The sequence below is a fragment of the Vibrio eleionomae genome (genome assembly GCF_009874545.1).
GTDB lineage: Bacteria > Pseudomonadota > Gammaproteobacteria > Enterobacterales > Vibrionaceae > Vibrio > Vibrio nitrifigilis.
The window spans coordinates 23336-47073 of record NZ_WEKT01000018.1; the positions used below are offsets into that span (position 1 = coordinate 23336).

Consider the following 23738-nt stretch of genomic DNA (forward strand, 5'->3'; position numbering starts at 1 on the left):
AGTAATGCAAAGATATCTAATTGACATTAAAGCAGACGACAAACCCGTACTACTTGAACGTGTTCTACGTGTCGTACGCCATCGCGGCTTCATTGTTCGACAAGTAGCTGGTACACAAAATCATGCAAGCAAAATTGCCAGCGTTGAAATCATTGTCGATAGCGACAGACCGATAACCACACTGACAGATCAAATAGAAAAACTTTGGGATGTTCGTACAGTTGAGGTCACTAAAATCAATAATGACGAACTTCCAAATAACAACTTACAGCAAAAAATTTGTGCATAATGGAGTTCCTATTATTCACGCCTGATTTTGGGTAAAGCCCCATCAGGCGTGAACTCATATCGAGGATTGTCGTTCATCCTCAATATCGCAGAAACTCTGTTAACTTGCATTAAGAGCAAGATTTCACAAAGCACAGGCAAACACTAAAGTTCAACCAACGACAAGCCAATGACAATAGAGAACTGCCTTGGTTGAACCACATAAAATTAACAAGGAACAAAGCAATGCCTAAATATCGTTCGGCCACAACAACCCACGGAAGAAACATGGCAGGTGCTCGCGCACTTTGGCGTGCAACGGGCGTAAAAGAAGGTGATTTTGGTAAGCCAATTATCGCTGTTGTGAACTCTTTCACTCAATTCGTACCAGGCCACGTTCATCTTAAAGATCTTGGTCAAATGGTCGCTCGCGAAATCGAAGCCGCTGGTGGTATCGCTAAAGAATTCAACACTATCGCTGTAGATGACGGTATCGCAATGGGTCACGGCGGTATGTTGTATTCCCTACCTTCTCGTGAATTGATTGCCGACTCAGTGGAATACATGGTGAACGCTCACTGTGCTGATGCCATGGTCTGTATTTCTAACTGTGACAAAATTACTCCTGGAATGCTGATGGCTTCAATGCGCCTTAACATTCCAGTTATTTTTGTTTCAGGCGGCCCAATGGAAGCAGGGAAAACTAAGCTTTCTGATCAAATCATCAAACTCGATTTGATCGATGCAATGAAACAAGGTGCTGATCCAACGGTGACCGATGAACAAGTTGAGCAAGTTGAGCGTTCTGCATGTCCTACGTGTGGTTCTTGTTCAGGCATGTTTACTGCAAACTCTATGAACTGTCTAACTGAAGCTCTTGGCCTATCTCAACCAGGCAACGGTTCATTAGTAGCAACACACGCAGATCGTAAAGAACTATTCTTGAGCGCCGGCCGTCGTATCGTTGAATTGACTAAACGTTACTACGAACAAGATGACGAATCAGCCCTACCTCGCAACATTGCAAGTAAAGAAGCGTTTGAAAATGCGATGGCGCTTGATATTGCAATGGGTGGTTCAACTAACACCGTATTGCACTTAATAGCGGCAGCGCAAGAAGGTGACGTTAATTTTGACATGGTTGATATTGACCGCCTATCTCGTCAAGTTCCTCATCTATGTAAAGTGGCACCATCAACTCAAAAATACCATATGGAAGATGTTCACCGTGCTGGTGGCGTAATGGGTATTCTAGGTGAGTTACAACGTGCAGGTCTACTAAACGAAGAAACTCGTACTGTACTTGGCATGTCTATGAAAGAGCAATTAGCTCAATACGATGTGATTCAAACTCAATCTAACGATGTTAAAGACTTTTATCGTGCAGGCCCTGCGGGCATCCGTACCACTGAAGCTTTTTCACAAGATTGCCGTTGGGATACACTAGATGATGACCGTAATGATGGTTGTATTCGTGAAAAAGCGAAAGCGTTTAGCCAAGACGGCGGTCTTGCTGTACTAAAAGGCAACATAGCTCTTGATGGCTGTATTGTGAAAACAGCAGGTGTCGATGAAAGCATCCTTAAGTTTACCGGTCCAGCTATCGTGTTTGAAAGCCAAGAAGATGCAGTTGAAGGCATCTTAGGTGGTAAGGTAAAAGCTGGCCACGTCGTCGTGATTCGTTACGAAGGCCCTAAAGGTGGTCCAGGTATGCAAGAAATGTTGTACCCAACCACTTACCTAAAATCGATGGGGCTTGGTAAAGAGTGTGCTCTATTAACCGACGGTCGTTTCTCTGGTGGTACATCCGGTCTTTCTATTGGTCATGCCTCTCCAGAAGCTGCCAATGGTGGTATTATCGGCCTAGTGAAAACTGGCGATACCATTGCTATCGATATTCCAAATCGCACCATCGAACTCAATGTATCTGAAGATGAATTAGCTCAACGTCGCGCAGAACAAGAAAAACTTGGTTGGAAGCCAATTTCTCGCCAACGTGAAGTATCCTTTGCGCTAAAAGCTTATGCCAGCATGGCAACAAGTGCTGACAAAGGGGCGGTGCGCGATAAATCGAAGTTAGAGGGCTAACCTCATGACCGCAACCAAAACCACTGGCGCAGAATATCTGCGCCAAATAATCAAAGCACCCGTTTACGATGTTGCCCACGTTACTCCATTACAGGAGATGACACGTTTATCTGAACGAATTGGTAACTCTGTACAAATTAAACGAGAAGATCGCCAGCCCGTTCATTCGTTTAAATTGCGTGGCGCTTACAACATGGTTTCAAGCTTAACTGAAGAGCAAAAGGCGGCTGGTGTGATTGCAGCTTCTGCGGGTAACCATGCTCAAGGAATGGCTCTTTCCGGTTCAAAACTTGGTATTCGCACCACGATTGTCATGCCTAAAACTACGCCAGATATTAAAGTCTCTGCCGTGAAAGGGTTTGGCGGTAACGTGGTGTTATTTGGTAACAACTTTGATGAAGCGAAAGGGGAAGCAGAACGGTTAGCCGAAAAACATGGTTACACCTTTGTGCCTCCTTTTGACCACCCTCTAGTGATTGCCGGACAAGGTACAATTGGCCTTGAGATGCTGCAACAAAACAGCGGTCTGGAATATATTTTTGTTCCTGTTGGCGGGGGTGGCTTAGCGGCTGGTATTGCTGTGCTCATTAAGCAGCTTATGCCTGAAGTCAAAGTCATTGCTGTTGAACCTGAAGATTCCTCTTGTTTGAAAGCAGCACTTGATGCCGGAGAACCAGTGGTACTCGATCAAGTCAGCATGTTTGCCGATGGGGTTGCGGTAAAACGCATTGGTGATGAAACATTCCGTTTATGCCAACAGTATCTAGACGGGCATGTGTGCGTGTCTAGCGACGAAATCTGCGCCGCTGTAAAAGATATCTTTGAAGACACTCGCGCGATTGCAGAACCCTCCGGTGCACTTGCACTTGCTGGTTTGAAAAAGTTTGCTGAACACAACAAATTGTCAGGTAAAAAAATGGCAACCGTTCTTTCTGGAGCCAATACTAACTTCCACGGTCTGCGCTATGTATCAGAACGTTGTGAATTAGGTGAAAAACGCGAGGGCTTATTAGCCGTCACAATTCCAGAACGTAAAGGTGCCTTTTTCGAATTCTGCCAAATCATTGGTGGTCGAGCAGTAACTGAATTTAACTATCGTTATGGTGATGATCAACTTGCGAATATCTTTGTTGGTGTTCGTTTAGCTGGTGGCCCTGAAGAGCTAAAAAATATCATCAATGACTTGCGTCAAGGTGGTTACCCTGTTCAGGACTTATCTGACGATGAAATGGCTAAATTGCACATTCGCTATATGATTGGTGGTCGACCATCAAAACCAATCCAAGAAAGGTTGTATAGCTTTGAATTTCCTGAATACCCGGGTGCTCTTTTAAAATTTTTGAGCACATTAGGAACTCACTGGAACATCAGCATGTTCAACTACCGCAATCATGGGGCTGATTATGGTCGAGTGCTGTGTGGCTTTGAACTCAGTCATGATGATTTAGCGCGCTTTTCTGCTCACTTGGTCGAACTTGGCTATCACTACCAAGATGAAACAGATAATCCGTCTTATCGATTCTTTCTTGCTAAGTAGCTACCCGCAATACCAAGATTTCCAATATCAAAACCATCGCTAAAGCGATGGTTTTTTATAACATCAATATTATCAATAGCAAAAAAAGTCCCGCCTTTACGACGGGAAAGCCCAAGAAATTATAGGGATAGTATTTAGGAGTTGTTATGGTGGTAATGGATACTGTGACTATATTTTTCAAATGGTGAAGATTCACAATTTGCTTAGCGTTTTTTAATGGCACAAATCGTTAGCAACAAACAGCTACAAATTGTTACACATTTGTTAATAACACTATAACAAAATATTCACTTTGCCAAGGCATTATTGAATATTTTTTCTGCACTAGTATTATCTACGCCTCAAGCGCTTTCCTAACCTAGGTTTGACCATGAATTTAAATTCTGAAGAAGCTACTGTCACACTCGAAGCTGAAGGACTGCGTTGTCCGGAACCTGTGATGATGGTGAGAAAAACGATCCGTAATATGAAGGATGGAGAAACTCTTCTAATTAAGGCCGATGATCCATCAACAACTAGGGATATACCTAGTTTTTGCCGCTTTATGGATCATCAATTATTAGAAGTTCAAACAGAGACATTGCCTTATCTCTATCTCATTAAGAAAGGCTTAGAATAAATTAAGTTGACCAAACAAAACAGGCTGCCCGAGGGCAGCCTGTTTTATTATTATCAGTCACTAGTCATTATGAGAATGAGAAGTGGTGTACAGATCATTTCTAAGTTGGTGTACTTCGCGATGCAAGCTTCTTAGCTCTTCACGCATTGGAATGATATGCGCGACACGAATCCATGCTTCAACGGTAAGGCCAGTTAAAATAAAGCCACCAACCACCATGGGCAACCACATCTCTGTTAACGCCATTCCCAAAAACGTTAGTAGTAAACCAAAGGTAAATAGATAACTTTGGCTTTTAGCACTCATCTGTGTGTAACGCGCTAGCATACTCAGCCCCCTCACCATTACCACCTTATACTTAAACATTAGCATGAGATAGATGAGATAGTGATATTGACCACTACTTCCCGCGATTTACTTTGACAGAGTGTGACCCTCTTACGCTTTAATAGAAAGCAGCTAAAGCGGCTAGACCGACGAACAGTACCGCGGTTACTTTACGGATCAATCCCAAAGGCAATTTGTCTGCCGACAATTTACCAATTAGAACCACAGGAACATTGGCTAGTAACATACCGATAGTACTCCCAACAACAACCCACTCTAATTGGTGTGAATAATTGGCTCCCAAAATAGACGTAGCAATTTGTGTTTTATCACCCACTTCTGCGATAAAGAACGCAATAAAACTCGCGACAAAAGGACCACGATTGGAAATAGATTCATCATCATCGATTTTATCCGGAACCAAAATCCATGCAGCCATTGCTAGGAAGCTAGCGGCAATCACCCACTTTAAAACCTCTGGGGTAATGTAATCGGCGACAACAACGCCGAGCCATGCAGCAAGTGCATGGTTAACAATAGTTGCAACTAAAATAGCTAGAATAATTGGTACTGGTTTACGGTAACGGCTGACGAGTAACAAAGATAAAAGTTGCGTTCGATCACCGATTTCGGCTAATGCAACCGTTGTAATTGAAATTGCTAATACGCTCACGACATGCTCATGTGTGGGGCAGGGAATTATTATATAAACCATAGACAAACGTCACTCCCCACCCCGGTTCATGAAGTTTGTCTAAGGTCTTGCTAAACTCAGCTAGGTTCTGAGTCTCGAGCGCCACTCTGTTTATTTGGATTTTTATGTAAAAACAGAGACTATGTTGACGAACGAACCGAACAATAAGATTTGATCGATAAGCTACTCCCCAAAGACAGGCGGAATCATAGCCATATATAATGAAAACTACAAGCCTATCTGTCGCTAAATTCTTCTATCTGAGTCCAATTCCTTATAGTTAACAGGTTTTTTAGCATCAATAGATATCATTGCCCAAGAATTAAACAAGATTTCCCCTACTTTGTCGCTCAAGATCTCGGTATACTTGGTTGTTATTTTTTATCAATTCAGACAGAAGAATCGCGCGAACCTGACTATGCAAAAATACGATATCAAAACCTTTCAGGGTATGATCCTCGCGCTGCAGGATTATTGGGCCCAACAAGGCTGCACCATTGTTCAACCATTAGATATGGAAGTAGGTGCGGGTACTTCTCACCCAATGACATGCTTGCGTGCTCTTGGTCCAGAACCAATGGCGACTGCTTACGTTCAACCATCTCGCCGTCCAACAGATGGCCGCTATGGTGAGAACCCAAACCGTCTTCAACATTACTACCAATTCCAAGTGGTGATTAAACCCTCTCCTGATAATATTCAGGAATTGTACTTAGGCTCGCTCAAAGTACTTGGCATTGACCCACAAGTTCACGATATTCGTTTCGTGGAAGACAACTGGGAAAACCCAACATTAGGCGCTTGGGGCCTTGGTTGGGAAGTATGGTTAAACGGTATGGAAGTGACTCAGTTTACTTACTTCCAACAAGTGGGTGGCCTTGAATGTAAACCGGTTACCGGCGAAATCACATACGGTATTGAACGTCTAGCTATGTATATTCAGGGCGTTGATTCTGTTTACGATCTCGTTTGGACTGACGGCCCTCTAGGCAAAGTGACTTACGGTGATATTTTCCATCAAAACGAAGTCGAACAATCTACTTACAACTTTGAACACGCCGATGTGGATTTCCTATTCACATTCTTCGATCAGTGTGAAAAAGAGTGTCAGCAATTGCTTGCACTAGAAAAACCACTTCCTCTTCCTGCTTATGAACGTATTTTGAAAGCGGCACACTCTTTCAACTTATTAGATGCTCGTAAAGCAATCTCAGTGACAGAACGTCAACGCTACATTCTGCGTATCCGCGAATTGACTAAAGCGGTAGCAGAAGCGTACTACGCATCACGTGAAGCCCTTGGTTTCCCTATGTGTAAAAAAGACGACGAACAGGCATAAGGGGAAGAAGTATTATGGCAAAAGAATTTCTAATTGAGCTTGGTACCGAAGAACTACCACCAACTCAGCTTCGTACCCTTGCTGAAGCATTTGCAGCTAACTTTGAAAAAGGGCTAAAAGAAGCAGAACTGTCTCACCAAGGTGTGAAATGGTATGCGACCCCACGTCGCCTCGCGCTTAAAGTCACCGACCTAGCAGAAGCACAGTCTGATAAAGTTGTTGAAAAACGTGGTCCAGCGGTGAGTGTTGCATTCGATGCTGACGGTAACGCAACCAAAGCAGCACAAGGTTGGGCTCGTGGTAACGGCATCACGGTTGAACAAGCTGATCGCCTAAAAACCGACAAAGGTGAATGGCTACTGTTTAAACAAGAAGTGAAAGGTCAACCGACTCAAGACATCATTGTTGAACTTGCAGCCAAAGCACTAGCAAACCTTCCAATCGCAAAACCAATGCGTTGGGGTAACAAAGATACTCAATTTATCCGTCCAGTAAAAACGCTGACGATCCTAATGGATTCTGACCTAATTGAAGGTGAAATCCTAGGCGTGAAATCAGCTCGTATCATCCGTGGCCACCGCTTCATGGGCGAACCTGAGTTCACTATCGATTCAGCGTCTCAATACCCTGCAATTCTTGAAGAACGTGGTAAAGTCATCGCTGACTACGAAACTCGTAAAGCGACCATCATTAAAGATTCTCAAGCTGCTGCGGCAAAAGTTGGCGGTGTAGCTGATCTCGAAGATGACTTAGTAGAAGAAGTCACTGGCCTAGTTGAATGGCCAGTAGTTCTAACTGCAAAATTCGAAGAAAAATTCTTGGCAGTACCTGCTGAAGCTTTGGTTTACACCATGAAAGGTGACCAAAAATACTTCCCAGTTTACGACGAGAATAACAACCTACTACCTAACTTTATTTTCGTATCTAACATCGAATCTAAAGAGCCTCGCCACGTTATCGAAGGTAACGAAAAGGTAGTTCGTCCACGCCTAGCGGACGCTGAGTTCTTCTTTAACACAGACCGAAAACAAAAATTGGTTGACCGTCTACCTCTTCTAGAAAAAGCGATTTTCCAGAAGAAACTGGGCACAATCAAAGACAAAACAGACCGTATCACCGAACTTGCAGGCTACATTGCTGAACAAATCGATGCGGACGTAGCTAAAGCACAACGCGCTGGCCTGCTAGCCAAATGTGACCTAATGACCTCAATGGTATTCGAATTTACCGATACTCAGGGCGTTATGGGTATGCATTATGCTCGCCATGACGGTGAAGATGAGCAAGTAGCAGTGGCACTAAACGAGCAATACATGCCTCGTTATGCTGGCGACCAACTACCAAGCGATGGTGTATCTGCTGCAGTAGCTATGGCAGATAAACTAGATACTATCGTCGGTATTTTTGGTATTGGCCAAGCTCCAAAAGGATCTGACCCTTTTGCACTTCGTCGTGCCTCTCTAGGTGTGCTGCGTATTATCGTTGAATACGGTTACAACTTAGATCTAGTTGACCTGATTGCTAAAGCGAAATCTCTACTTGGCGATAGGCTAACGAATGCTAACGTTGAGAGTGATGTGCTTGATTTCATGCTCGGTCGTTTCCGTGCTTGGTACCAAGACGAAGGCTTCAGCGTGGATATCATTCAAGCGGTTCTTTCTCGTAACCCAACTAAACCAACTGACTTCGACCAACGTGTGAAAGCGGTATCTCACTTCCGTGATTTGGATGCAGCTGAAGCACTAGCCGCTGCAAACAAACGTGTAGGTAATATCCTAGCGAAGTTTGATGGCGAATTAGCGAAAGAGATTGATCTTGCCCTTCTTCAAGAAGATCAAGAGAAAGCCTTAGCTGAATCAGTTACAGTAATGACTGAAGCGTTAGAGCCCGCCTTTGCAACAGGTAACTATCAAGAAGCACTCACCCAGTTAGCGGCTCTTCGCGAACCTGTTGATGCCTTCTTCGATAACGTGATGGTAATGGCTGACGATGAAGCATTGAAGAAAAACCGTCTGACTCTTTTGAACAATTTACGTAACTTGTTCTTAGAAATCGCAGACATTTCATTGCTCCAAAAATAAGCATAAAAATCTGTTTTTAGCTTAGAAAGCCCAGCTCAATCGAGCTGGGCTTTATTTTTACACACAAAACGAAATATTCCTTTGCTCGCTACTGCCAATGCGTTATGTTCAATAAAGACTCAACACGATGTTTTTTACATCATTTATTATTACAAGCAAACACAATTATTAGGTATTCGAGCAATGCAGTTTTCAACATTTGGAGAAAAATTTAATCGTTATTCAGGTATCACCCAATTAATGGATGACCTAAATGATGGCCTACGTACCCCTGGAGCTATCATGTTAGGCGGCGGCAACCCTGCAACCATTCCTAAAATGCTCGATTATTTTCAACAAACCAGTGATGAAATGCTCAAGGACGGATCTCTCATTTCAGCCATGACTAACTACGATGGCCCACAAGGAAAAGATCAATTTATAAAACAACTCGCTAACTTATTAAAAGACACCTACGGATGGGATATTAGTGAAAAGAACATCAGCCTGACGAATGGCAGTCAAAGTGGCTTTTTCTATCTTTTTAATTTATTCGCAGGCCACCAGCCTGATGGTTCCCATAAAAAAATTCTACTACCACTGGCTCCAGAATATATCGGTTACGGTGATGCGGGTATTGATGAGGACATTTTTGTTTCTTACCACCCGGAGATAGAGTTACTCGATAATCGCTTATTTAAATACCATGTTGATTTCGACCAACTAAAGATTGATGATTCTGTCGCCGCTATTTGTGCTTCTCGTCCTACGAACCCTACTGGCAATGTTCTCACCGAAGATGAAGTACAAAAACTGGATCAACTTGCCCGTGACAATGACGTACCGCTTATTATTGATAATGCCTATGGGGTTCCTTTCCCCAACATCATCTTTGAAGATGTCACTCCTTTTTGGAATGACAACACCATTCTGTGCATGAGCTTATCAAAACTCGGCCTACCCGGTGTTCGCTGCGGTATTGTGATTGCGAATGAAAAAATCACAACAGCCCTGGCGAATATGAATGGCATTATCAACCTAGCACCAAGTGGGGTTGGACCAGCCATCGCACAAAGAATGATTGAAAAAGGCGATTTACTCCGACTCAGTGCTGAAGTCATAAAACCCTTCTACCAGCAAAAATCCGAACAAGCTGTCTCCATGCTCCAAACAGCCATTCCCGATCCGCGCTTTAGAATTCATAAACCGGAAGGTGCCATCTTTTTGTGGTTATGGTTTGATGAGTTACCTATTACAACAATGGAGCTATACAAACGCCTAAAAGAGCGAGGGGTGTTAGTTGTGCCAGGGGAATATTTCTTTATTGGTCAAAAAGAAGATTGGAACCATGCCCACCAATGCCTACGCATGAACTACGTACAAGATGATGAAGCAATGCAAAAGGGCATCAATATCATTGCAGAAGAAGTACAAAAAGCTTACTTAGACGCAAAATAACCTTTACGACAATTAAAAAGAGCGCCATCTTGGCGCTCTTCACTTCTTTAATCCACTATAAGTGCTTGGGTATTAATGTTCGCTTTCTAACAAGTTTTTACCATTAATGGCAATTTTACGTGGTTGCTTTGCTTCAGGAACTTCACGTTCAAGATCAACGTGTAGCAAACCATTTTCCATTGAAGCACCAACAACTTTAACGTAATCCGCAAGTTGGAATTTACGTTCAAAATCACGTTCTGCAATGCCTTGGTAAATGTAGTTTTTGCCTTCTTCAGCTTTACGTTCACCACGTACAATTAAGCTGGTTTCTTGCTGAGTGATATCAAGATCATCTTCAGCAAAACCTGCAACTGCCATAGTAATACGATATTTGTTTTCTTCTTTTTGTTCGATATTGTATGGAGGGTATCCACCTTGGGTGTTTTTAGCGGAACCTGATTCCATCATATTCAATAGGCGATCGAAACCAATAGCGTTGCGGTATAAAGGAGTGAAGTCTAAAGTTCTCATAATTACTATCCTCTTATTTAAGCAATAGTCCTAACCGTGTTAGTTAGGGGATGGTTTCTCATTCATTTAATGACATGAGTCCATCGAGAGTTATGTGGTAAGGTTTCTCTTGTCCTCTTTTGAGAGCAACTGAGCTAACCTAGTTTAATCAGAGGTCCTATCGGCATCCTCTTCACAACTAGATATAAGGACTCTAAAATCACTTTCAAGGGAAAAAACTAAAAAAATTTTATTTTTTATTCTAACGCTCTCATTGTCGATTAAGAGCCTCTAAGCACCATATAGCACTATGACAATGATACGAAAATGACCATTGATAATAAAACCAGTAGGATATATGGAATCACAATATCTCGCCGTTAATCTTCGTTTATTATGTAGCTATGTAGGTAGTGTGACTGAGTGCAGTAAAAAAATGGGGATCAACCGCCAACAGTTATCTAAGTACCTGAATGGAAACAGCAAGCCATCAATGCGGAGCTTGCGCAAAATATGCGATTTTTTTGGCGTAGACAGTGATGAAGTTCATCTCGAACCAGAGTTATTTAAAAGTTTAGTCTCCAACCAGCTTCGTCCTTTACTGTCACGTAATATCCTCGATGAATCCCCTTCAGGAGATCGTTACGCTCGCCAATTGGAAAACATGATTTTAGATTCGAGTGATCCTTTAGAACGATATCTAGGCGACTATTACTACTACTATATGACCCCCTCTTATCAAGGCTATATCAGGAAGGGATTTGCCCGCTTGTCGAGCCAAAATGGTATCGGATATTCTCACTTTTACGAGCGAGCAGATCCTGGCCAGGCCATGTTAGAAAGTGCCGAAATTGGTAAGTTTGTTGGGGTGGTATTTCTTTTGGGAGAACGACTACAAATCGTAGATTATAGCGTGCACTGCCAACGAGCTATCTCTCAGACAGTATTGTATGGTGCAACAAAAGGAAATATTCAGCTGCTGTCTGGTTTAACGATGGGAATTCAGGGACGCAATTCACGTATACCTTTCACATCTCGAGTCGTCTTTGAAAAAATCAGTGATCAGATACCATTAAAAGAAAAGCTGAAAGGGGTAAAAATTCTCGACATAGATAGCGAGTCCATCCCCCCCGCTATCTTAACCAGATTAACCACATCAAGTAGCATTGATAATCCGCACATTTTCACTGCAGCGGAAAACTATTGACGGTTTATGGCGCTAATAAATAACCACTACGAATAACATGCTCACCCGCAATATTACCAATAAGCATCCCTGCCGTCGCCATTTTGCGATTAGTGCGAGAATAAACATATCCTGCTTGCGTCACTTTGACCTGTTCAACTAAATCATTAATAGGATCAATTACTTCAGCAAATACCTGACCGGCTTCCACGATATCTCCGGGTTGAACTTTAAGAACAAGTAATCCGCCTTGCTTCGTTTTTAAGGTTTCAACGGCAGCTAAATCACTACTCGGCGCTTTTTCTTTCGGCAAAGATGGTTCGTTATCAACAATACCAAGTACCCCTAGGTACTCAATGATGGCTAATGAATCATGGTCAGCATACTCATCGTTCACATCGCCTTGACCACGTAACTCTACGGTCGCTCCCAAGCAACCTTGTGGAATAACATCACCAAACTCTTGGTTTAATCGCTGCCAAACCATATCAGTACTGCAATCAAAAGGGTTACCGCCTGTTTCATTTGCCAATAAATTCGCCTTTGAGCCCATCAGGCGAGCTAATGGTTCAATCCCCTGCCAAGAGTAATCTGTACTATAAATATGTAATGCTGCTTCAAAATCACAATGTAAGTCGAGCATTAAATCCGCATCACAACTTAACAATTGCAAGTTTTTCTGTAGTGACTGCAATTCTGTTTCTACCTGCCATCCGTTCAACGCATCAATCATTGCTTGGCGTACCAAGGGAATGTTGTCTTCGGATTTATCACTCAACTTGTTATGAATCGATGCTTTTACAGGTTCAAAAGTATCAAAGTAACCACGATTAAAGTTTTGCCCATTTTCTGACTCATAACGACCCAAATGAACATCCATTAAATGTTGATTTTGTCCAATAGGATTAGCCACAGGGACCAAAACCACTTCTCCGTTAAGTCGCCCCAGCTCTTCAAGTGCCTGTAATTGATGTTTAAGTTTCCAAGCCACCAGCATTCCGGGTAATTCATCAGCATGTAAAGACGCTTGAATATAGGCTTTTTTCCCCTGACCTTGAGGGCCAAAATGAAAACTATCCAAGTCACGTTGTGTGCCAGGTACTGGAGAAATGAGAGGAGTCTTTTTATGTTGCATACTTATCTTATTCGTCGTTGAGCATAAAAAAGACAGCCAAGTCACCCCAGCTGTCTTTAACGGTTTTAAAATGAGACTACTGACCTCGGTAAAGGTTCAAATCACCAAAATACTGGCGCTGAATGCGGTTGTAAGTGCCATCTTCGTGAATTTTCTTCAACCCTTTGTTGAATAAGGCCACTAATTTTTCATTGCCTTTCTTAATCGCAATAGCTGAATCTGCTGGCAGTAGCTTATCTTCTACTTTTAAGTTGGTGTAGTTGCTGTGTTTGCCTTGTTTAATAAACTTGGTTTGCGCTTGCAACATATCTTGGAAAGAGACATCAATACGACCATTGAGTAAATCGGCATAAACCTGATCTTGATCTTGGTATGTTTGTACCTGTACGCCATGTTTAGCAAAACGTTCACGCACGTAGTTTTCTTGCATAGTACCTTGCTGCACGCCAATAACTTTGCCCTTCAATGATTCAGGTGTCGCCTTTAAATGCAGGTCAGAACGACTCAGCATAGATGAAAAGCCAGTCCAAACAATATCAGTGAACAATACCTGCTTGCGGCGTTTTTCAGAAACACCTAATGATGACATGATGGCATCAATACGATTAACGTTTAGGCTAGGAATTAGGCCATCAAAGTTTGATGGTACCCATTCACACTTACGATGAATCTCCGCACATACTGCGTTACCTAGGTCAATTTCAAACCCAGCTAATGAACCGTCTGGTTTCTTATATTCAAACGGGGCAAACGTCGCATCAACACCAATACGAATCGTGTTGTTATCTGCTGCATAACTTCCCGCTGAAAAAAGCGAAAATAGAGTTAAAAGAATTGCACTAGCTCTTTTCATGATTGCGTCCATGTTTATAATTTGAATAAATATGCTCTAAGGCGATATTTTTACTCTATAGAGTACTATTAAGAATGTCCATGACCGAGCTGCAGCTTCTTGCAGTATCTTAGCATCAACTAGCATCATACCTATTGTAATTCGACGCATATACAGGCTATCTCCGGATGAACGATTAAGAGTGTGAGCAACTAGGACAGCTCAATCACAGAAGGGATACATTTACTTTCAACGTAGCATGACTCTATATTAAAATCAGTGCCAAACTTAAGAGTAAATACATTCTCTCTAAACCACTATCTTTCAGTTACTTGAGTATGTGTATCGTGAATGAAAGGCATAAAAAAACCACTCCGAAGAGTGGTTTTTTAAACACATCAATCAAGACTAAACATCAAGGTTTGCTACTTTCAACGCGTTGTTTTCAATGAAAGCACGACGAGGTTCAACTTGGTCACCCATTAGTGTAGTAAACAGCTCATCAGCACCTACAGCATCTTCGATCGTCACCTGCATCATGCGGCGAGTTTCTGGATCCATAGTTGTTTCCCAAAGCTGTTCTGGGTTCATTTCACCTAGACCTTTGTAACGCTGTACTGCTAAGCCACGACGAGACTCTTTTACCAACCACTCAATCGCTTGAGAGAAACTGGTCACAGGGTAAGTACGTTCACCACGTTTCACATACGCCCCCTCTTCAATGAAGCTATCTAAAGACTCAGAAAGATCAGCAATTTTTGCATATTCTTTTGAGTTCAATAGATCGACACTGATGAGGTATTCGTGAGTCACACCATTTGTACGAACTTTAATACGAGGCAAGTAAGTATTACGCTCTTCATCATGATGAACTTCGTAACTATATTGGCTAGCACCCGATTCTTTTTCATTTAGCTGATTCACTAATTGGGCAGCCCATGCATCAACACCTGCTTCTGTCTGACGAATTTCTTCAGTCAAACGAGGAACATAGGTAAACTCATAAACCATAGCGTGAGGGTAACGACGGCTCATACGCTGAGTCAGCTTCACAACTTCGTTATACTCTTGGACCATTTTTTCTAATGGTCCACCAGCTAATGCAGGAGCGTCAGCGTTAACGTGTAGAGAAGCGCCATCCAATGCCAAAGAAATTTGGTATTGAGTCATAGCTTCTTCGTCTTTAATGTACTGCTCTTGTTTACCTTTCTTCACTTTGTAAAGTGGTGGCTGAGCGATGTACACATAACCGCGTTCAATCAATTCAGGCATTTGACGATAGAAGAAGGTCAATAGTAACGTACGAATGTGCGCACCATCGACGTCCGCATCGGTCATGATGATGATGTTATGGTAACGAAGTTTATCTGGGTTGTATTCGTCACGCCCGATACCACAGCCAAGAGCAGTGATTAGTGTTGCCACTTCCTGAGAAGATAGCATCTTATCAAAACGTGCTTTTTCAACGTTCAGAATTTTACCTTTAAGAGGCAAAATCGCTTGGTTTTTACGATTTCGGCCCTGTTTGGCAGATCCGCCGGCCGAGTCCCCTTCCACAATATATAGTTCGGATACTGCAGGGTCTTTTTCCTGACAGTCAGCCAACTTACCAGGCAAACCAGCAAGGTCCAATGCACCTTTACGACGGGTCATATCACGAGCTTTACGTGCCGCTTCACGCGCACGAGCTGCGTCGATAATTTTAGTACAGATGGTTTTTGCTTCATTTGGATGTTCAGCTAGGTAATCTCCTAGTTTTTCACCCATTGCAGATTCAACGGCAGATTTCACTTCCGAAGAAACCAACTTATCTTTGGTTTGGCTTGAGAATTTAGGATCAGGCACTTTTACCGAAACAACTGCAGTCAAACCTTCGCGAGCATCATCACCAGACGCAGAAGTTTTCGCTTTTTTGCTATAACCTTCGCGGTCCATGTACGAGTTCAAGGTACGAGTCAATGCAGCACGGAAACCTGCTAAGTGCGTACCACCATCACGCTGTGGGATGTTGTTGGTAAAACAGAAAATGCTTTCTTGGAAACTATCGTTCCATTGCATGGCAACTTCAACAGAAATGCCATCTTCTCGCTCATGAACAAAGTGGAACACTTTGTCGTGAATAGGCGTTTTGTTGCGATTCAAGTGAGTAACAAACGCTTGAATACCACCTTCATACATGTAGTGGTTTTGTTTGTCATCTTCACGTTCATCACGTAAGTGGATTGAAACACCTGAGTTTAGGAATGACAATTCACGTAGGCGTTTTGCCAGAATTTCATACACAAATTCGATATTTGTGAATGTTTCAGCACTTGGCCAAAATCGAACGGTAGTTCCTGATTTTTCAGTATCACCGACCACTTCAAGAGGTGTGTCTGGGATACCGTGATGATACGTTTGAGTATGAATTTTACCATTACGGTGAATGGTCAAAACCACTTTTTCTGATAGAGCGTTAACGACTGAGACACCCACACCGTGCAAACCACCAGATACTTTGTATGAGTTATCATCGAACTTACCACCAGCGTGCAGTACAGTCATGATAACTTCAGCAGCAGAGACATTCTCTTCTGGATGCAGCTCAGTTGGGATACCACGACCATCATCGCTGACAGACACGGAATTATCTTCGTGGATAGTTACTACGATATCTTTACAGTAACCCGCTAACGCTTCATCAATTGAGTTATCCACTACCTCAAAAACCATGTGGTGCAGACCGGTGCCATCATCTGTGTCGCCGATGTACATCCCTGGGCGCTTACGAACCGCGTCCAGACCCTTCAGTACCTTAATACTCGATGAATCGTAATTATTCGACATGAGTTACTCTCTCACTATTTTATCCTTGCCCTATTGTGCCATGTTCCACATGAAACATCTTGCTATTTGACTCGATCATGTCAGCAACTTGGCTTTTAGTAATAGAACTTACAAAAACTTGAGCCCCCGTCGATTTTAAGCAATCAGCAAGACGCTTACGACGCTGGCTATCTAGTTCGGAAGCAAAATCATCTATCAAATAGATACACTGCTTTCCTGTCAGATCTGTTAGGTGTTGGCCTTGCGCTACTCGCAATGCACACACCATCAATTTTAACTGACCTCGTGACAGAACATCTTCCACTGGAGTTCCGTTCACTTTTATCTTTAAATCGGCTTTATTGGGTCCACTAAAGGTGTAACCTAAGTGTTGGTCACGCTCAAAATTATTCGCCAGAATATCTTGATATGGCGTGTCTTTTTCCCAGCCTCGGTAATATTTTAAACCGATCTCAAACTCAGGGAGAAACTCCCCACACAGAGTTTGAGCAACCTCTGATATTTGTTCTACATAAACACGACGCCATCCATCAATCTGTTCCGCGAGCCGGGCTAATTCTTGATCCCAGTAACTTAACTCTCGATAGACGGTTGCGGTTTTTAACAATGCATTTCTTTGTTTGTTAAGGCGCTTAAAACGGCCCCATGCCTCAAAAAAAGCAGGTTCAGAGTGAAACACGCCCCAATCGATAAATGCACGCCGTTGTTTTGGGCCATCAGTAAGTAAATCAAACCCTTCAGGATGAATTAACTGCAAAGGTAGCACTTGTGCCAACTGAGCTAACTTTTGCCCAGATTGACCGCCTATTTTAACCTCTGTTGACCCATCACGCTGCTTATTAATGCCAATTGGTAACTCAAATTGATCCGGGTTCAAAAAACGGCCATGAACAAATAGTTCTTGGCACTCGTTTTTTATCACTCGGCCAGTAATTGAGCTTTTAAATGAACGGCCATGCCCAAGTAAATAAATGGCTTCAAGAACACTGGTTTTGCCACTTCCATTTGGCCCAATAAGAAAGTTAAAGCCTGATGATAAATCGATATCACAGGCTTGAATATTGCGAAATTGTTGAATAACAAGACGAGTAAGCGGCATTGCGCAGTAAGACTCTACAATTACAGGCGGATAGGCATAACAACGTACATTGCGCTGTCATCATCCACATTTTCAACTAGAGCACTGGCATTGGCATCCGACATAGAAAAACGAACATTATCACAACGTAGTGTATTCAATACATCTAGGATATAGCTAACGTTGAAACCAATTTCGATGGCGTCACCTTCAAAGGTCACATCCAACATTTCTTCAGCTTCTTCTTGTTCTGGGTTATTCGCCGTGATTCGCATTTCATTATCCGCTAAATTAACGCGAACACCACGGAATTTTTCATTCGATAAGATCGCTGCACGAGAAAAGGCCTGACGCAATTCATCACAACCTGCCGCCAACGTTTTATTGGTGTTTTGCGGTAATACACGACGATAATCAGGGAAACGACCATCGACTAATTTAGAGGTAAAAATATAATTATTCACCTCTGCACGGATGTTCGAACTACCGATTTGCAATGTGACTGGTTGTTCAGGAGAATCGAGTAGCTTCACCAATTCTAATACCCCCTTACGAGGCACAATAATTTGGTTTTTAGCAAAATCTCCAGCGAGCGCTGTGGTCGATACGGCCATACGGTGGCCATCAGTAGCGACGGAACGCAGCAGATTACCATCTATTTCAAATAACATACCATTGAGATAATAACGAACATCTTGGTTTGCCATTGAAAATTGTGTTTTCTCAATTAAACCTTTCAGTTCAGATTGCGTTAATGTAACTTCAACATCACTTTGCCAATCTTCAATATTCGGAAAATCTTCTGCAGGCAACGTCGTCAATGAAAAACGGCTTCGACCTGAACGTAAATGGACTCGATCACCTTCTAAAGCGACAGTGATCACCGCAGAATCTGGTAAACCACGACAAATATCAAGGAATTTGCGCGCAGGGACTGTGATTGCCCCCGCCTCAAATTCACCTTCAAGCGTAACCCTGCTCACCAACTCAACTTCAAGGTCGGTCGCAGTCATTGATAACTGATTATCTTCTACTTTAAGTAGCAAGTTACCCAAAATGGGTAAAGTTGCTCGGCCACCTAAAGTGCCTGATACCTGCTGTAGAGACTTAATAAAGTGGCTACGTTCAATGGTAAATTTCATAGTTAACTCTATAAACAATTGAATTCATCAGCGCCAAGCATAGCGCGATTTTATGAAGAAAGCGTACGAATCAGGTTAGAGTAGTCTTCTTTAATATCATGACTCTCTTCCCGTAACTGTTCTATTTTACGACATGCATGTAGAACAGTGGTATGGTCTCGCCCACCAAAAGCATCACCAATTTCTGGTAAACTGTGGTTTGTCAGCTCTTTTGCTAGCGCCATCGCTAATTGACGAGGACGAGCAACAGAACGAGAACGACGTTTAGACAGAAGATCTGCCACTTTAATTTTGTAGTATTCAGCAACTGTTTTCTGAATATTATCAATGGTGACTAACTTTTCTTGTAGTGCCAACAAATCACGTAGAGCTTCACGCACAAAATCGATAGTAATAGGTCGACCTGTAAAGTTCGCATTAGCAATAACCCGATTCAAGGCTCCTTCTAATTCACGAACGTTAGAGCGCAGACGTTTCGCAATAAAGAACGCCACTTCATCAGGAAGATGAATTTGGTGATCTTCTGCTTTTTTCATCAAAATCGCGACGCGTGTTTCAAGTTCTGGTGGTTCGATAGCCACGGTTAGGCCCCAACCAAAACGAGATTTAAGACGATCTTCAACACCGTTGATCTCTTTTGGATAACGGTCAGATGTCAAGATGATCTGTTGGTTCCCTTCTAACAAAGCGTTGAAGGTATGAAAAAACTCTTCTTGAGAGCGCTCTTTATTCGCAAAAAACTGGATGTCATCTATTAATAGCGCATCCACACTACGGTAATAACGTTTGAATTCTTCAATCGCATTATTTTGTAGTGCCTTCACCATATCTTGCACAAAACGCTCGGAATGCATGTAAACCACTTTTGCATCTGGCTTGTTATCAACAATGGCATTACCAACAGCATGCAATAAGTGTGTTTTACCTAAACCTGTACCACCATATAGGAATAACGGATTATACGCCCCACCAGGATTATCAGATACCTGACGAGCAGCGGCTAAACCTAACTGGTTCGACTTACCCTCAACGAAATTATTAAATTTATGTTTAGGGTTCACATTGGAACGATGACGAATATCTACCATTGAATCATCATCTTCCCAAGTTTTATGAACAGGCTTACGATGCACCACTTGAGCGGGAGCAGATGACTCTGCTGCAAGATCTGCAGGTGAACGCTTGGGAACAGCAGGTTTTGGGGCCACAACTGGACGACTACCTACTTCAAAACGCAAATTAGGAATATCGTTACCGCAGTATTCTTGCAATAACCGATTGATATTGTGGATATACTTATCACGTACCCAGTCGAGCACAAAGCGATTAGGCGCAAACAAAGTGAGAGTATTGTCATTAAGCTCCGCCTGAAGCGGACGAACCCACATACTGAATTCAGTAGCTGATAGCTCTTCTTGAAGCTGTTGCAAGCATTGCAACCAAAGCGAAGACGACACGTTTCCCTCACTCTTAATCAATGAACGATAAAGACTGCCAATTCTACCTGTTGATAACTCAGATCGCCAGTGATTGATCCAATTACATGTGAATAAGATCTTAGTTATTCACAATCTATACCACTTTAATAGATAGGATCCCCCATTTTTAACCCAATTTACTCACACCTTGATCCACATATCCAAAGATCTTGGAAAGTTATCCCCATATGTTGTGTTTTAACTCTAATCATGAGATTTTTCGGTAATAGATAGGTGATACCTCATCATAATGAGCTATTTTTCTATAAATCAGATAAACATTCCTATTTTTCATAATGGGAAAATTAAAGGTGAGTATTCTTGGATCACTAAACGGCTTTAGTCGCCATTCAAAGACACCATTGAATCAATATATAACGGCCAGTGATATCCATCATTAATCTCTACATTGTTAAAGAAGGTTTCTCCACAGGATATTTTCAATAACCCACAGGATCCTAACTGACGAAATACTTAAATAAGGCCGGGATCGACTAAGGATCCTTGAGATTTTAAAGATTCTCCGTATAATCTGCCGACCGGAATAAGTAAGTACGCTTAAATATTATTTAAATGTCGCTTGCTTTGGGCAACCGAATCATTGACACCTTTGGTGACTGTGATTACAATTCCGCCTCTTTGTTGAGAGGCGTCGGATTGTCTCTTTCTTAATATACAGAGAAGACATTTGCCCGCGCCGGGTTTAATGAACCTAAAAACTACTGATCAGTAAGGTACTAAACAATGAAACGCACTTTTCAACCTTCAGTTCTAAAGCGCAAGCGCACTCACGGTTTCCGTGCACGCATGGCTACTGCGAACGGTCGTAAAGTAATCAACGCTCGTCGTGCAAAAGGCCGTAAGCGCCTTTCAAAATAAGCGCTAGTTTATTTTGAATACGAACGCGTTTAATCGGGAGTTACGTTTGTTAACTCCCGAGCATTATCAAAAAGTCTTCCAGCAAGCTCACCGAGCTGGCTCTCCTCATTTTACCATTATTGCCCGTGCAAATAACCTTTCTCATCCACGTTTAGGTTTGGCAGTTCCTAAAAAGCAAATCAAAACAGCGGTTGGACGTAATCGTTTTAAACGATTAGCGCGAGAAAGCTTTCGCCTGAAACAACATGAACTTCCGAAGAAAGATTTTGTTGTCATAGCGAAAAAGAGCGCGCAAGATTTAACGAATGAGGAAATGTTTAATTTGTTTGATAAATTATGGCAACGCCTGTCTCGCCCTTCACGTGGATAGCCATTGGTCTGGTTAAAGCCTACCAATGGATAATCAGCCCGCTCATCGGTCCTAGATGTCGGTTCACTCCTACTTGCTCTAAATATGCAATAGAAGCGTTGAAAGTTCACGGTTTTGTAAAAGGGTGTTGGTTAACAGGCAAACGTCTATTAAAATGCCATCCTTTGAACGAAGGGGGTTATGACCCCGTTCCACCAGTCCAAAAACAAGACAGAGATAAATAACGATGGATTCTCAACGTAATATTCTGTTAATTGCTTTGGCGTTAGTCTCTTTTTTACTGTTTAACCAATGGAATGCAGATAAAAAAGCAACAGAAACACCAAATAGTGCAGTTGAACAGGTAAATAATAGCAGTGCAGGTGCTGCAACTCCTACAGATAATGACGCAACAGCGCCAGCAAGCATCTCAGCAAATACTAAAGCTACGGAAGAAGCTGCTAAGATTATTACTGTCAAAACAGACGTTCTAACTCTGTCTATTGATACCGCTGGTGGTGATGTGGTTGAAGCTAAACTGAACAAATATTCAGATAAGCTTCACTCAAACAATCCATTTATCTTACTTGATCGCACCAAAACTCATCAGTTTATTGCTCAAAGTGGTCTGATTGGCCCTCAAGGTATCGACCAAACGAACAAACGTGCGGTTTATCACACAAATGCATCTTCTTACACATTAGCAAAAGGTAAAGACGAATTACGCATTCCTCTTACTTACCAAGCAAATGGCATCACTTACACCAAAACGTTCATTCTAAAACGTGGTAGCTACGCACTTGATATGGTTTATGACATCAACAACCAATCAGGTAAAGAAGCTGAAGTGAGCATGTACGCACATCTGCGTCAAAATCTAAAAGATTCTGGTGGCAGTCTAGCTATGCCAACTTACCATGGTGGCGCATACTCTACTGAAGATACTCGTTACAAAAAATACAGCTTTGATGACATGCAAGAGCGTAATCTAAATATTACGCTAAAAGATGACAAAGGTTGGGCAGCGATGATCCAGCACTACTTTGCCACTGCATGGATTCCTCGTGATGAAAAAGATCCAACGCTATATACCCGTGTTATCCAAAACTACGGTGATATCGGTATCCAAACCAAGAATAAGACCATTGAGAATGGTCAGTCTGGCGAATTCAAAGCAACACTTTGGGTCGGACCAAAACTACAGGACCAAATGTCTGCAACAGCCGATAACCTAGATCTAGTTGTTGACTATGGTTGGTTATGGTTTATTGCGAAACCTCTACATATGCTGTTGTCATTCATCCAAAGCTTTGTTGGCAACTGGGGTGTGGCTATCATCTGTTTGACTCTTATTGTTCGTGGTGCAATGTACCCACTAACAAAAGCGCAATATACTTCAATGGCAAAAATGCGCATGCTTCAGCCTAAGATTCAGGCAATGAAAGAGCGTATCGGTGACGATCGTCAACGCATGAGCCAAGAAATGATGGAACTGTACAAAACTGAGAAAGTAAACCCACTCGGTGGTTGTTTACCTATCTTCCTACAGATGCCAATCTTCATTTCTCTATATTGGGCATTAATGGAATCTGTTGAGCTACGTCACTCGCCATTCTTTGGCTGGATTCAAGATTTGTCAGCTCAAGACCCATACTTCATCCTACCAGTATTAATGGGTGTAAGTATGTTTATGATTCAGAAGATGAGTCCGTCTACAGTGACAGATCCAATGCAACAAAAGATTATGACCTTTATGCCGGTTGTATTCTCAGCATTCTTCTTATTCTTCCCATCAGGATTGGTTCTTTACTACTTGATGTCGAATATCGTAACACTTGTTCAGCAAACTATGATTTATAAGGCGCTGGAGAAGAAAGGCTTACACAGTAAAACAAAGTAAGCACATAAACAGATAAGAAAGGCGGCCAAAAGGTCGCCTTTTTGTTATTGGC

21 protein-coding genes are annotated in these 23738 nt (G+C 42.3%); 12 read left to right on the forward strand and 9 right to left on the reverse strand.

Going from position 1 to position 23738, the window contains the following annotated elements; all coding sequences use genetic code 11:
- The first annotated feature begins 4 nt into the window (after positions 1–4).
- The 4 genes from ilvM (at position 5) to tusA (ending at position 4511) form a co-directional block, all read left to right on the forward strand.
- Positions 5–289, forward strand: coding sequence for an acetolactate synthase 2 small subunit (gene ilvM, locus F9817_RS11505; RefSeq protein ID WP_161155641.1), 285 nt, complete (start codon positions 5–7; stop codon positions 287–289).
- Positions 290–513: 224 nt separating this feature from the next.
- The gene (ilvD, locus tag F9817_RS11510; RefSeq protein WP_161155643.1) at positions 514–2355 is read left to right on the forward strand and encodes a dihydroxy-acid dehydratase; all 1842 of its coding nucleotides are present in this window, start codon (positions 514–516) and stop codon (positions 2353–2355) included.
- A 4-nt stretch (positions 2356–2359) separates the two neighbouring features.
- Positions 2360–3892, forward strand: coding sequence for a threonine ammonia-lyase, biosynthetic (gene ilvA, locus F9817_RS11515; RefSeq protein WP_161155645.1), 1533 nt, complete (start codon positions 2360–2362; stop codon positions 3890–3892).
- A gap of 370 nt (positions 3893–4262) precedes the next feature.
- The gene (tusA, locus tag F9817_RS11520) at positions 4263–4511 is read left to right on the forward strand and encodes a sulfurtransferase TusA (RefSeq protein WP_161155647.1); all 249 of its coding nucleotides are present in this window, start codon (positions 4263–4265) and stop codon (positions 4509–4511) included.
- 60 nt (positions 4512–4571) lie between these two features.
- Here the strand turns inward: tusA and F9817_RS11525 are convergent, their stop codons facing one another.
- Positions 4572–4838 carry a hypothetical protein gene (locus F9817_RS11525; protein WP_161155649.1) on the reverse strand — a complete coding sequence of 89 codons (267 nt, stop codon included), beginning with the start codon at positions 4836–4838 and terminating at the stop codon, positions 4572–4574.
- 118 nt (positions 4839–4956) lie between these two features.
- A complete protein-coding gene (locus tag F9817_RS11530; RefSeq protein WP_161155651.1) occupies positions 4957–5511 on the reverse strand; it encodes a TMEM165/GDT1 family protein in 555 nt (184 codons plus the stop codon).
- Between the two features lie 439 nt (positions 5512–5950).
- Between F9817_RS11530 and glyQ the strand changes: the two genes are divergently transcribed.
- From glyQ to F9817_RS11545, 3 genes are all read left to right on the forward strand, one after another.
- Positions 5951–6871 carry a glycine--tRNA ligase subunit alpha gene (gene glyQ, locus F9817_RS11535; protein WP_161155653.1) on the forward strand — a complete coding sequence of 307 codons (921 nt, stop codon included), beginning with the start codon at positions 5951–5953 and terminating at the stop codon, positions 6869–6871.
- Between the two features lie 14 nt (positions 6872–6885).
- Entirely contained in the window at positions 6886–8952 is a 2067-nt protein-coding gene (gene glyS, locus F9817_RS11540; protein ID WP_161155655.1) for a glycine--tRNA ligase subunit beta, read from the forward strand.
- Positions 8953–9135: 183 nt separating this feature from the next.
- Entirely contained in the window at positions 9136–10389 is a 1254-nt protein-coding gene (locus tag F9817_RS11545; protein WP_161155657.1) for a valine--pyruvate transaminase, read from the forward strand.
- 72 nt (positions 10390–10461) lie between these two features.
- On the opposite strand, the gene F9817_RS11550 is transcribed toward F9817_RS11545, so the two are convergent.
- Entirely contained in the window at positions 10462–10902 is a 441-nt protein-coding gene (locus tag F9817_RS11550; protein WP_161155659.1) for an Hsp20 family protein, read from the reverse strand.
- 337 nt (positions 10903–11239) lie between these two features.
- Here F9817_RS11550 and F9817_RS11555 point away from each other — a divergent pair, with 337 nt between their 5' ends.
- Positions 11240–12088, forward strand: a complete 849-nt coding sequence (locus F9817_RS11555; protein ID WP_161155661.1) for a helix-turn-helix domain-containing protein — start codon at positions 11240–11242, stop codon at positions 12086–12088.
- A gap of 4 nt (positions 12089–12092) precedes the next feature.
- Here F9817_RS11555 and F9817_RS11560 read toward each other — a convergent pair whose 3' ends face one another.
- The 6 genes from F9817_RS11560 to dnaA form a co-directional block, all read right to left on the reverse strand.
- The gene (locus tag F9817_RS11560) at positions 12093–13202 is read right to left on the reverse strand and encodes a succinylglutamate desuccinylase/aspartoacylase family protein (protein WP_161155663.1); all 1110 of its coding nucleotides are present in this window, start codon (positions 13200–13202) and stop codon (positions 12093–12095) included.
- Positions 13203–13278: 76 nt separating this feature from the next.
- Entirely contained in the window at positions 13279–14055 is a 777-nt protein-coding gene (locus F9817_RS11565) for a transporter substrate-binding domain-containing protein (protein ID WP_161155665.1), read from the reverse strand.
- Between the two features lie 387 nt (positions 14056–14442).
- On the reverse strand, positions 14443–16860 hold the full coding sequence (gene gyrB, locus F9817_RS11570; RefSeq protein ID WP_161155667.1) for a DNA topoisomerase (ATP-hydrolyzing) subunit B: 2418 nt from the start codon (positions 16858–16860) through the stop codon (positions 14443–14445).
- A 19-nt stretch (positions 16861–16879) separates the two neighbouring features.
- Complete coding sequence (gene recF, locus F9817_RS11575; protein ID WP_161155669.1) at positions 16880–17959, reverse strand: DNA replication/repair protein RecF; 1080 nt, start codon at positions 17957–17959, stop codon at positions 16880–16882.
- Between the two features lie 20 nt (positions 17960–17979).
- Positions 17980–19080, reverse strand: coding sequence for a DNA polymerase III subunit beta (gene dnaN / locus F9817_RS11580; protein ID WP_161155671.1), 1101 nt, complete (start codon positions 19078–19080; stop codon positions 17980–17982).
- Between the two features lie 50 nt (positions 19081–19130).
- Positions 19131–20537 (reverse strand): chromosomal replication initiator protein DnaA, encoded by a 1407-nt coding sequence (gene dnaA / locus F9817_RS11585; RefSeq protein WP_161155673.1) that lies wholly within the window; start codon positions 20535–20537, stop codon positions 19131–19133.
- A 765-nt stretch (positions 20538–21302) separates the two neighbouring features.
- Between dnaA and rpmH the strand changes: the two genes are divergently transcribed.
- Genes rpmH through yidC form a run of 4 tightly spaced genes read left to right on the forward strand, consistent with a single transcriptional unit; the run spans position 21303 to position 23686 of the window.
- Positions 21303–21437 carry a 50S ribosomal protein L34 gene (rpmH, locus tag F9817_RS11590; RefSeq protein ID WP_068711266.1) on the forward strand — a complete coding sequence of 45 codons (135 nt, stop codon included), beginning with the start codon at positions 21303–21305 and terminating at the stop codon, positions 21435–21437.
- 46 nt (positions 21438–21483) lie between these two features.
- Positions 21484–21807: a ribonuclease P protein component gene (gene rnpA / locus F9817_RS11595; protein ID WP_230389377.1), complete on the forward strand. Its 324-nt coding sequence runs from the start codon at positions 21484–21486 to the stop codon at positions 21805–21807.
- Entirely contained in the window at positions 21774–22031 is a 258-nt protein-coding gene (gene yidD, locus F9817_RS11600; protein ID WP_161155678.1) for a membrane protein insertion efficiency factor YidD, read from the forward strand. Before rnpA ends, yidD begins: the two co-directional genes overlap by 34 nt.
- Before the next feature lie 2 nt (positions 22032–22033).
- The gene (gene yidC / locus F9817_RS11605) at positions 22034–23686 is read left to right on the forward strand and encodes a membrane protein insertase YidC (protein WP_161155680.1); all 1653 of its coding nucleotides are present in this window, start codon (positions 22034–22036) and stop codon (positions 23684–23686) included.
- Positions 23687–23738 lie beyond the last annotated feature (52 nt).

What these genes read in the sequence shown, in the direction of transcription:
- F9817_RS11550 (WP_161155659.1), bottom strand. Translation starts at nt 10,902, where the DNA reads ATGAGAACTTTAGACTTCACTCCTTTATACCGCAACGCTATTGGTTTC.
- F9817_RS11565 (WP_161155665.1), bottom strand. Translation starts at nt 14,055, where the DNA reads ATGAAAAGAGCTAGTGCAATTCTTTTAACTCTATTTTCGCTTTTTTCA.
- rpmH (WP_068711266.1), top strand. Translation starts at nt 21,303, where the DNA reads ATGAAACGCACTTTTCAACCTTCAGTTCTAAAGCGCAAGCGCACTCAC.
- glyQ (WP_161155653.1), top strand. Translation starts at nt 5,951, where the DNA reads ATGCAAAAATACGATATCAAAACCTTTCAGGGTATGATCCTCGCGCTG.
- dnaN (WP_161155671.1), bottom strand. Translation starts at nt 19,080, where the DNA reads ATGAAATTTACCATTGAACGTAGCCACTTTATTAAGTCTCTACAGCAG.
- ilvD (WP_161155643.1), top strand. Translation starts at nt 514, where the DNA reads ATGCCTAAATATCGTTCGGCCACAACAACCCACGGAAGAAACATGGCA.
- ilvM (WP_161155641.1), top strand. Translation starts at nt 5, where the DNA reads ATGCAAAGATATCTAATTGACATTAAAGCAGACGACAAACCCGTACTA.
- glyS (WP_161155655.1), top strand. Translation starts at nt 6,886, where the DNA reads ATGGCAAAAGAATTTCTAATTGAGCTTGGTACCGAAGAACTACCACCA.
- tusA (WP_161155647.1), top strand. Translation starts at nt 4,263, where the DNA reads ATGAATTTAAATTCTGAAGAAGCTACTGTCACACTCGAAGCTGAAGGA.
- ilvA (WP_161155645.1), top strand. Translation starts at nt 2,360, where the DNA reads ATGACCGCAACCAAAACCACTGGCGCAGAATATCTGCGCCAAATAATC.
- F9817_RS11525 (WP_161155649.1), bottom strand. Translation starts at nt 4,838, where the DNA reads ATGCTAGCGCGTTACACACAGATGAGTGCTAAAAGCCAAAGTTATCTA.
- yidC (WP_161155680.1), top strand. Translation starts at nt 22,034, where the DNA reads ATGGATTCTCAACGTAATATTCTGTTAATTGCTTTGGCGTTAGTCTCT.
- F9817_RS11555 (WP_161155661.1), top strand. Translation starts at nt 11,240, where the DNA reads ATGGAATCACAATATCTCGCCGTTAATCTTCGTTTATTATGTAGCTAT.
- F9817_RS11545 (WP_161155657.1), top strand. Translation starts at nt 9,136, where the DNA reads ATGCAGTTTTCAACATTTGGAGAAAAATTTAATCGTTATTCAGGTATC.
- F9817_RS11560 (WP_161155663.1), bottom strand. Translation starts at nt 13,202, where the DNA reads ATGCAACATAAAAAGACTCCTCTCATTTCTCCAGTACCTGGCACACAA.
- recF (WP_161155669.1), bottom strand. Translation starts at nt 17,959, where the DNA reads ATGCCGCTTACTCGTCTTGTTATTCAACAATTTCGCAATATTCAAGCC.
- gyrB (WP_161155667.1), bottom strand. Translation starts at nt 16,860, where the DNA reads ATGTCGAATAATTACGATTCATCGAGTATTAAGGTACTGAAGGGTCTG.
- yidD (WP_161155678.1), top strand. Translation starts at nt 21,774, where the DNA reads ATGGCAACGCCTGTCTCGCCCTTCACGTGGATAGCCATTGGTCTGGTT.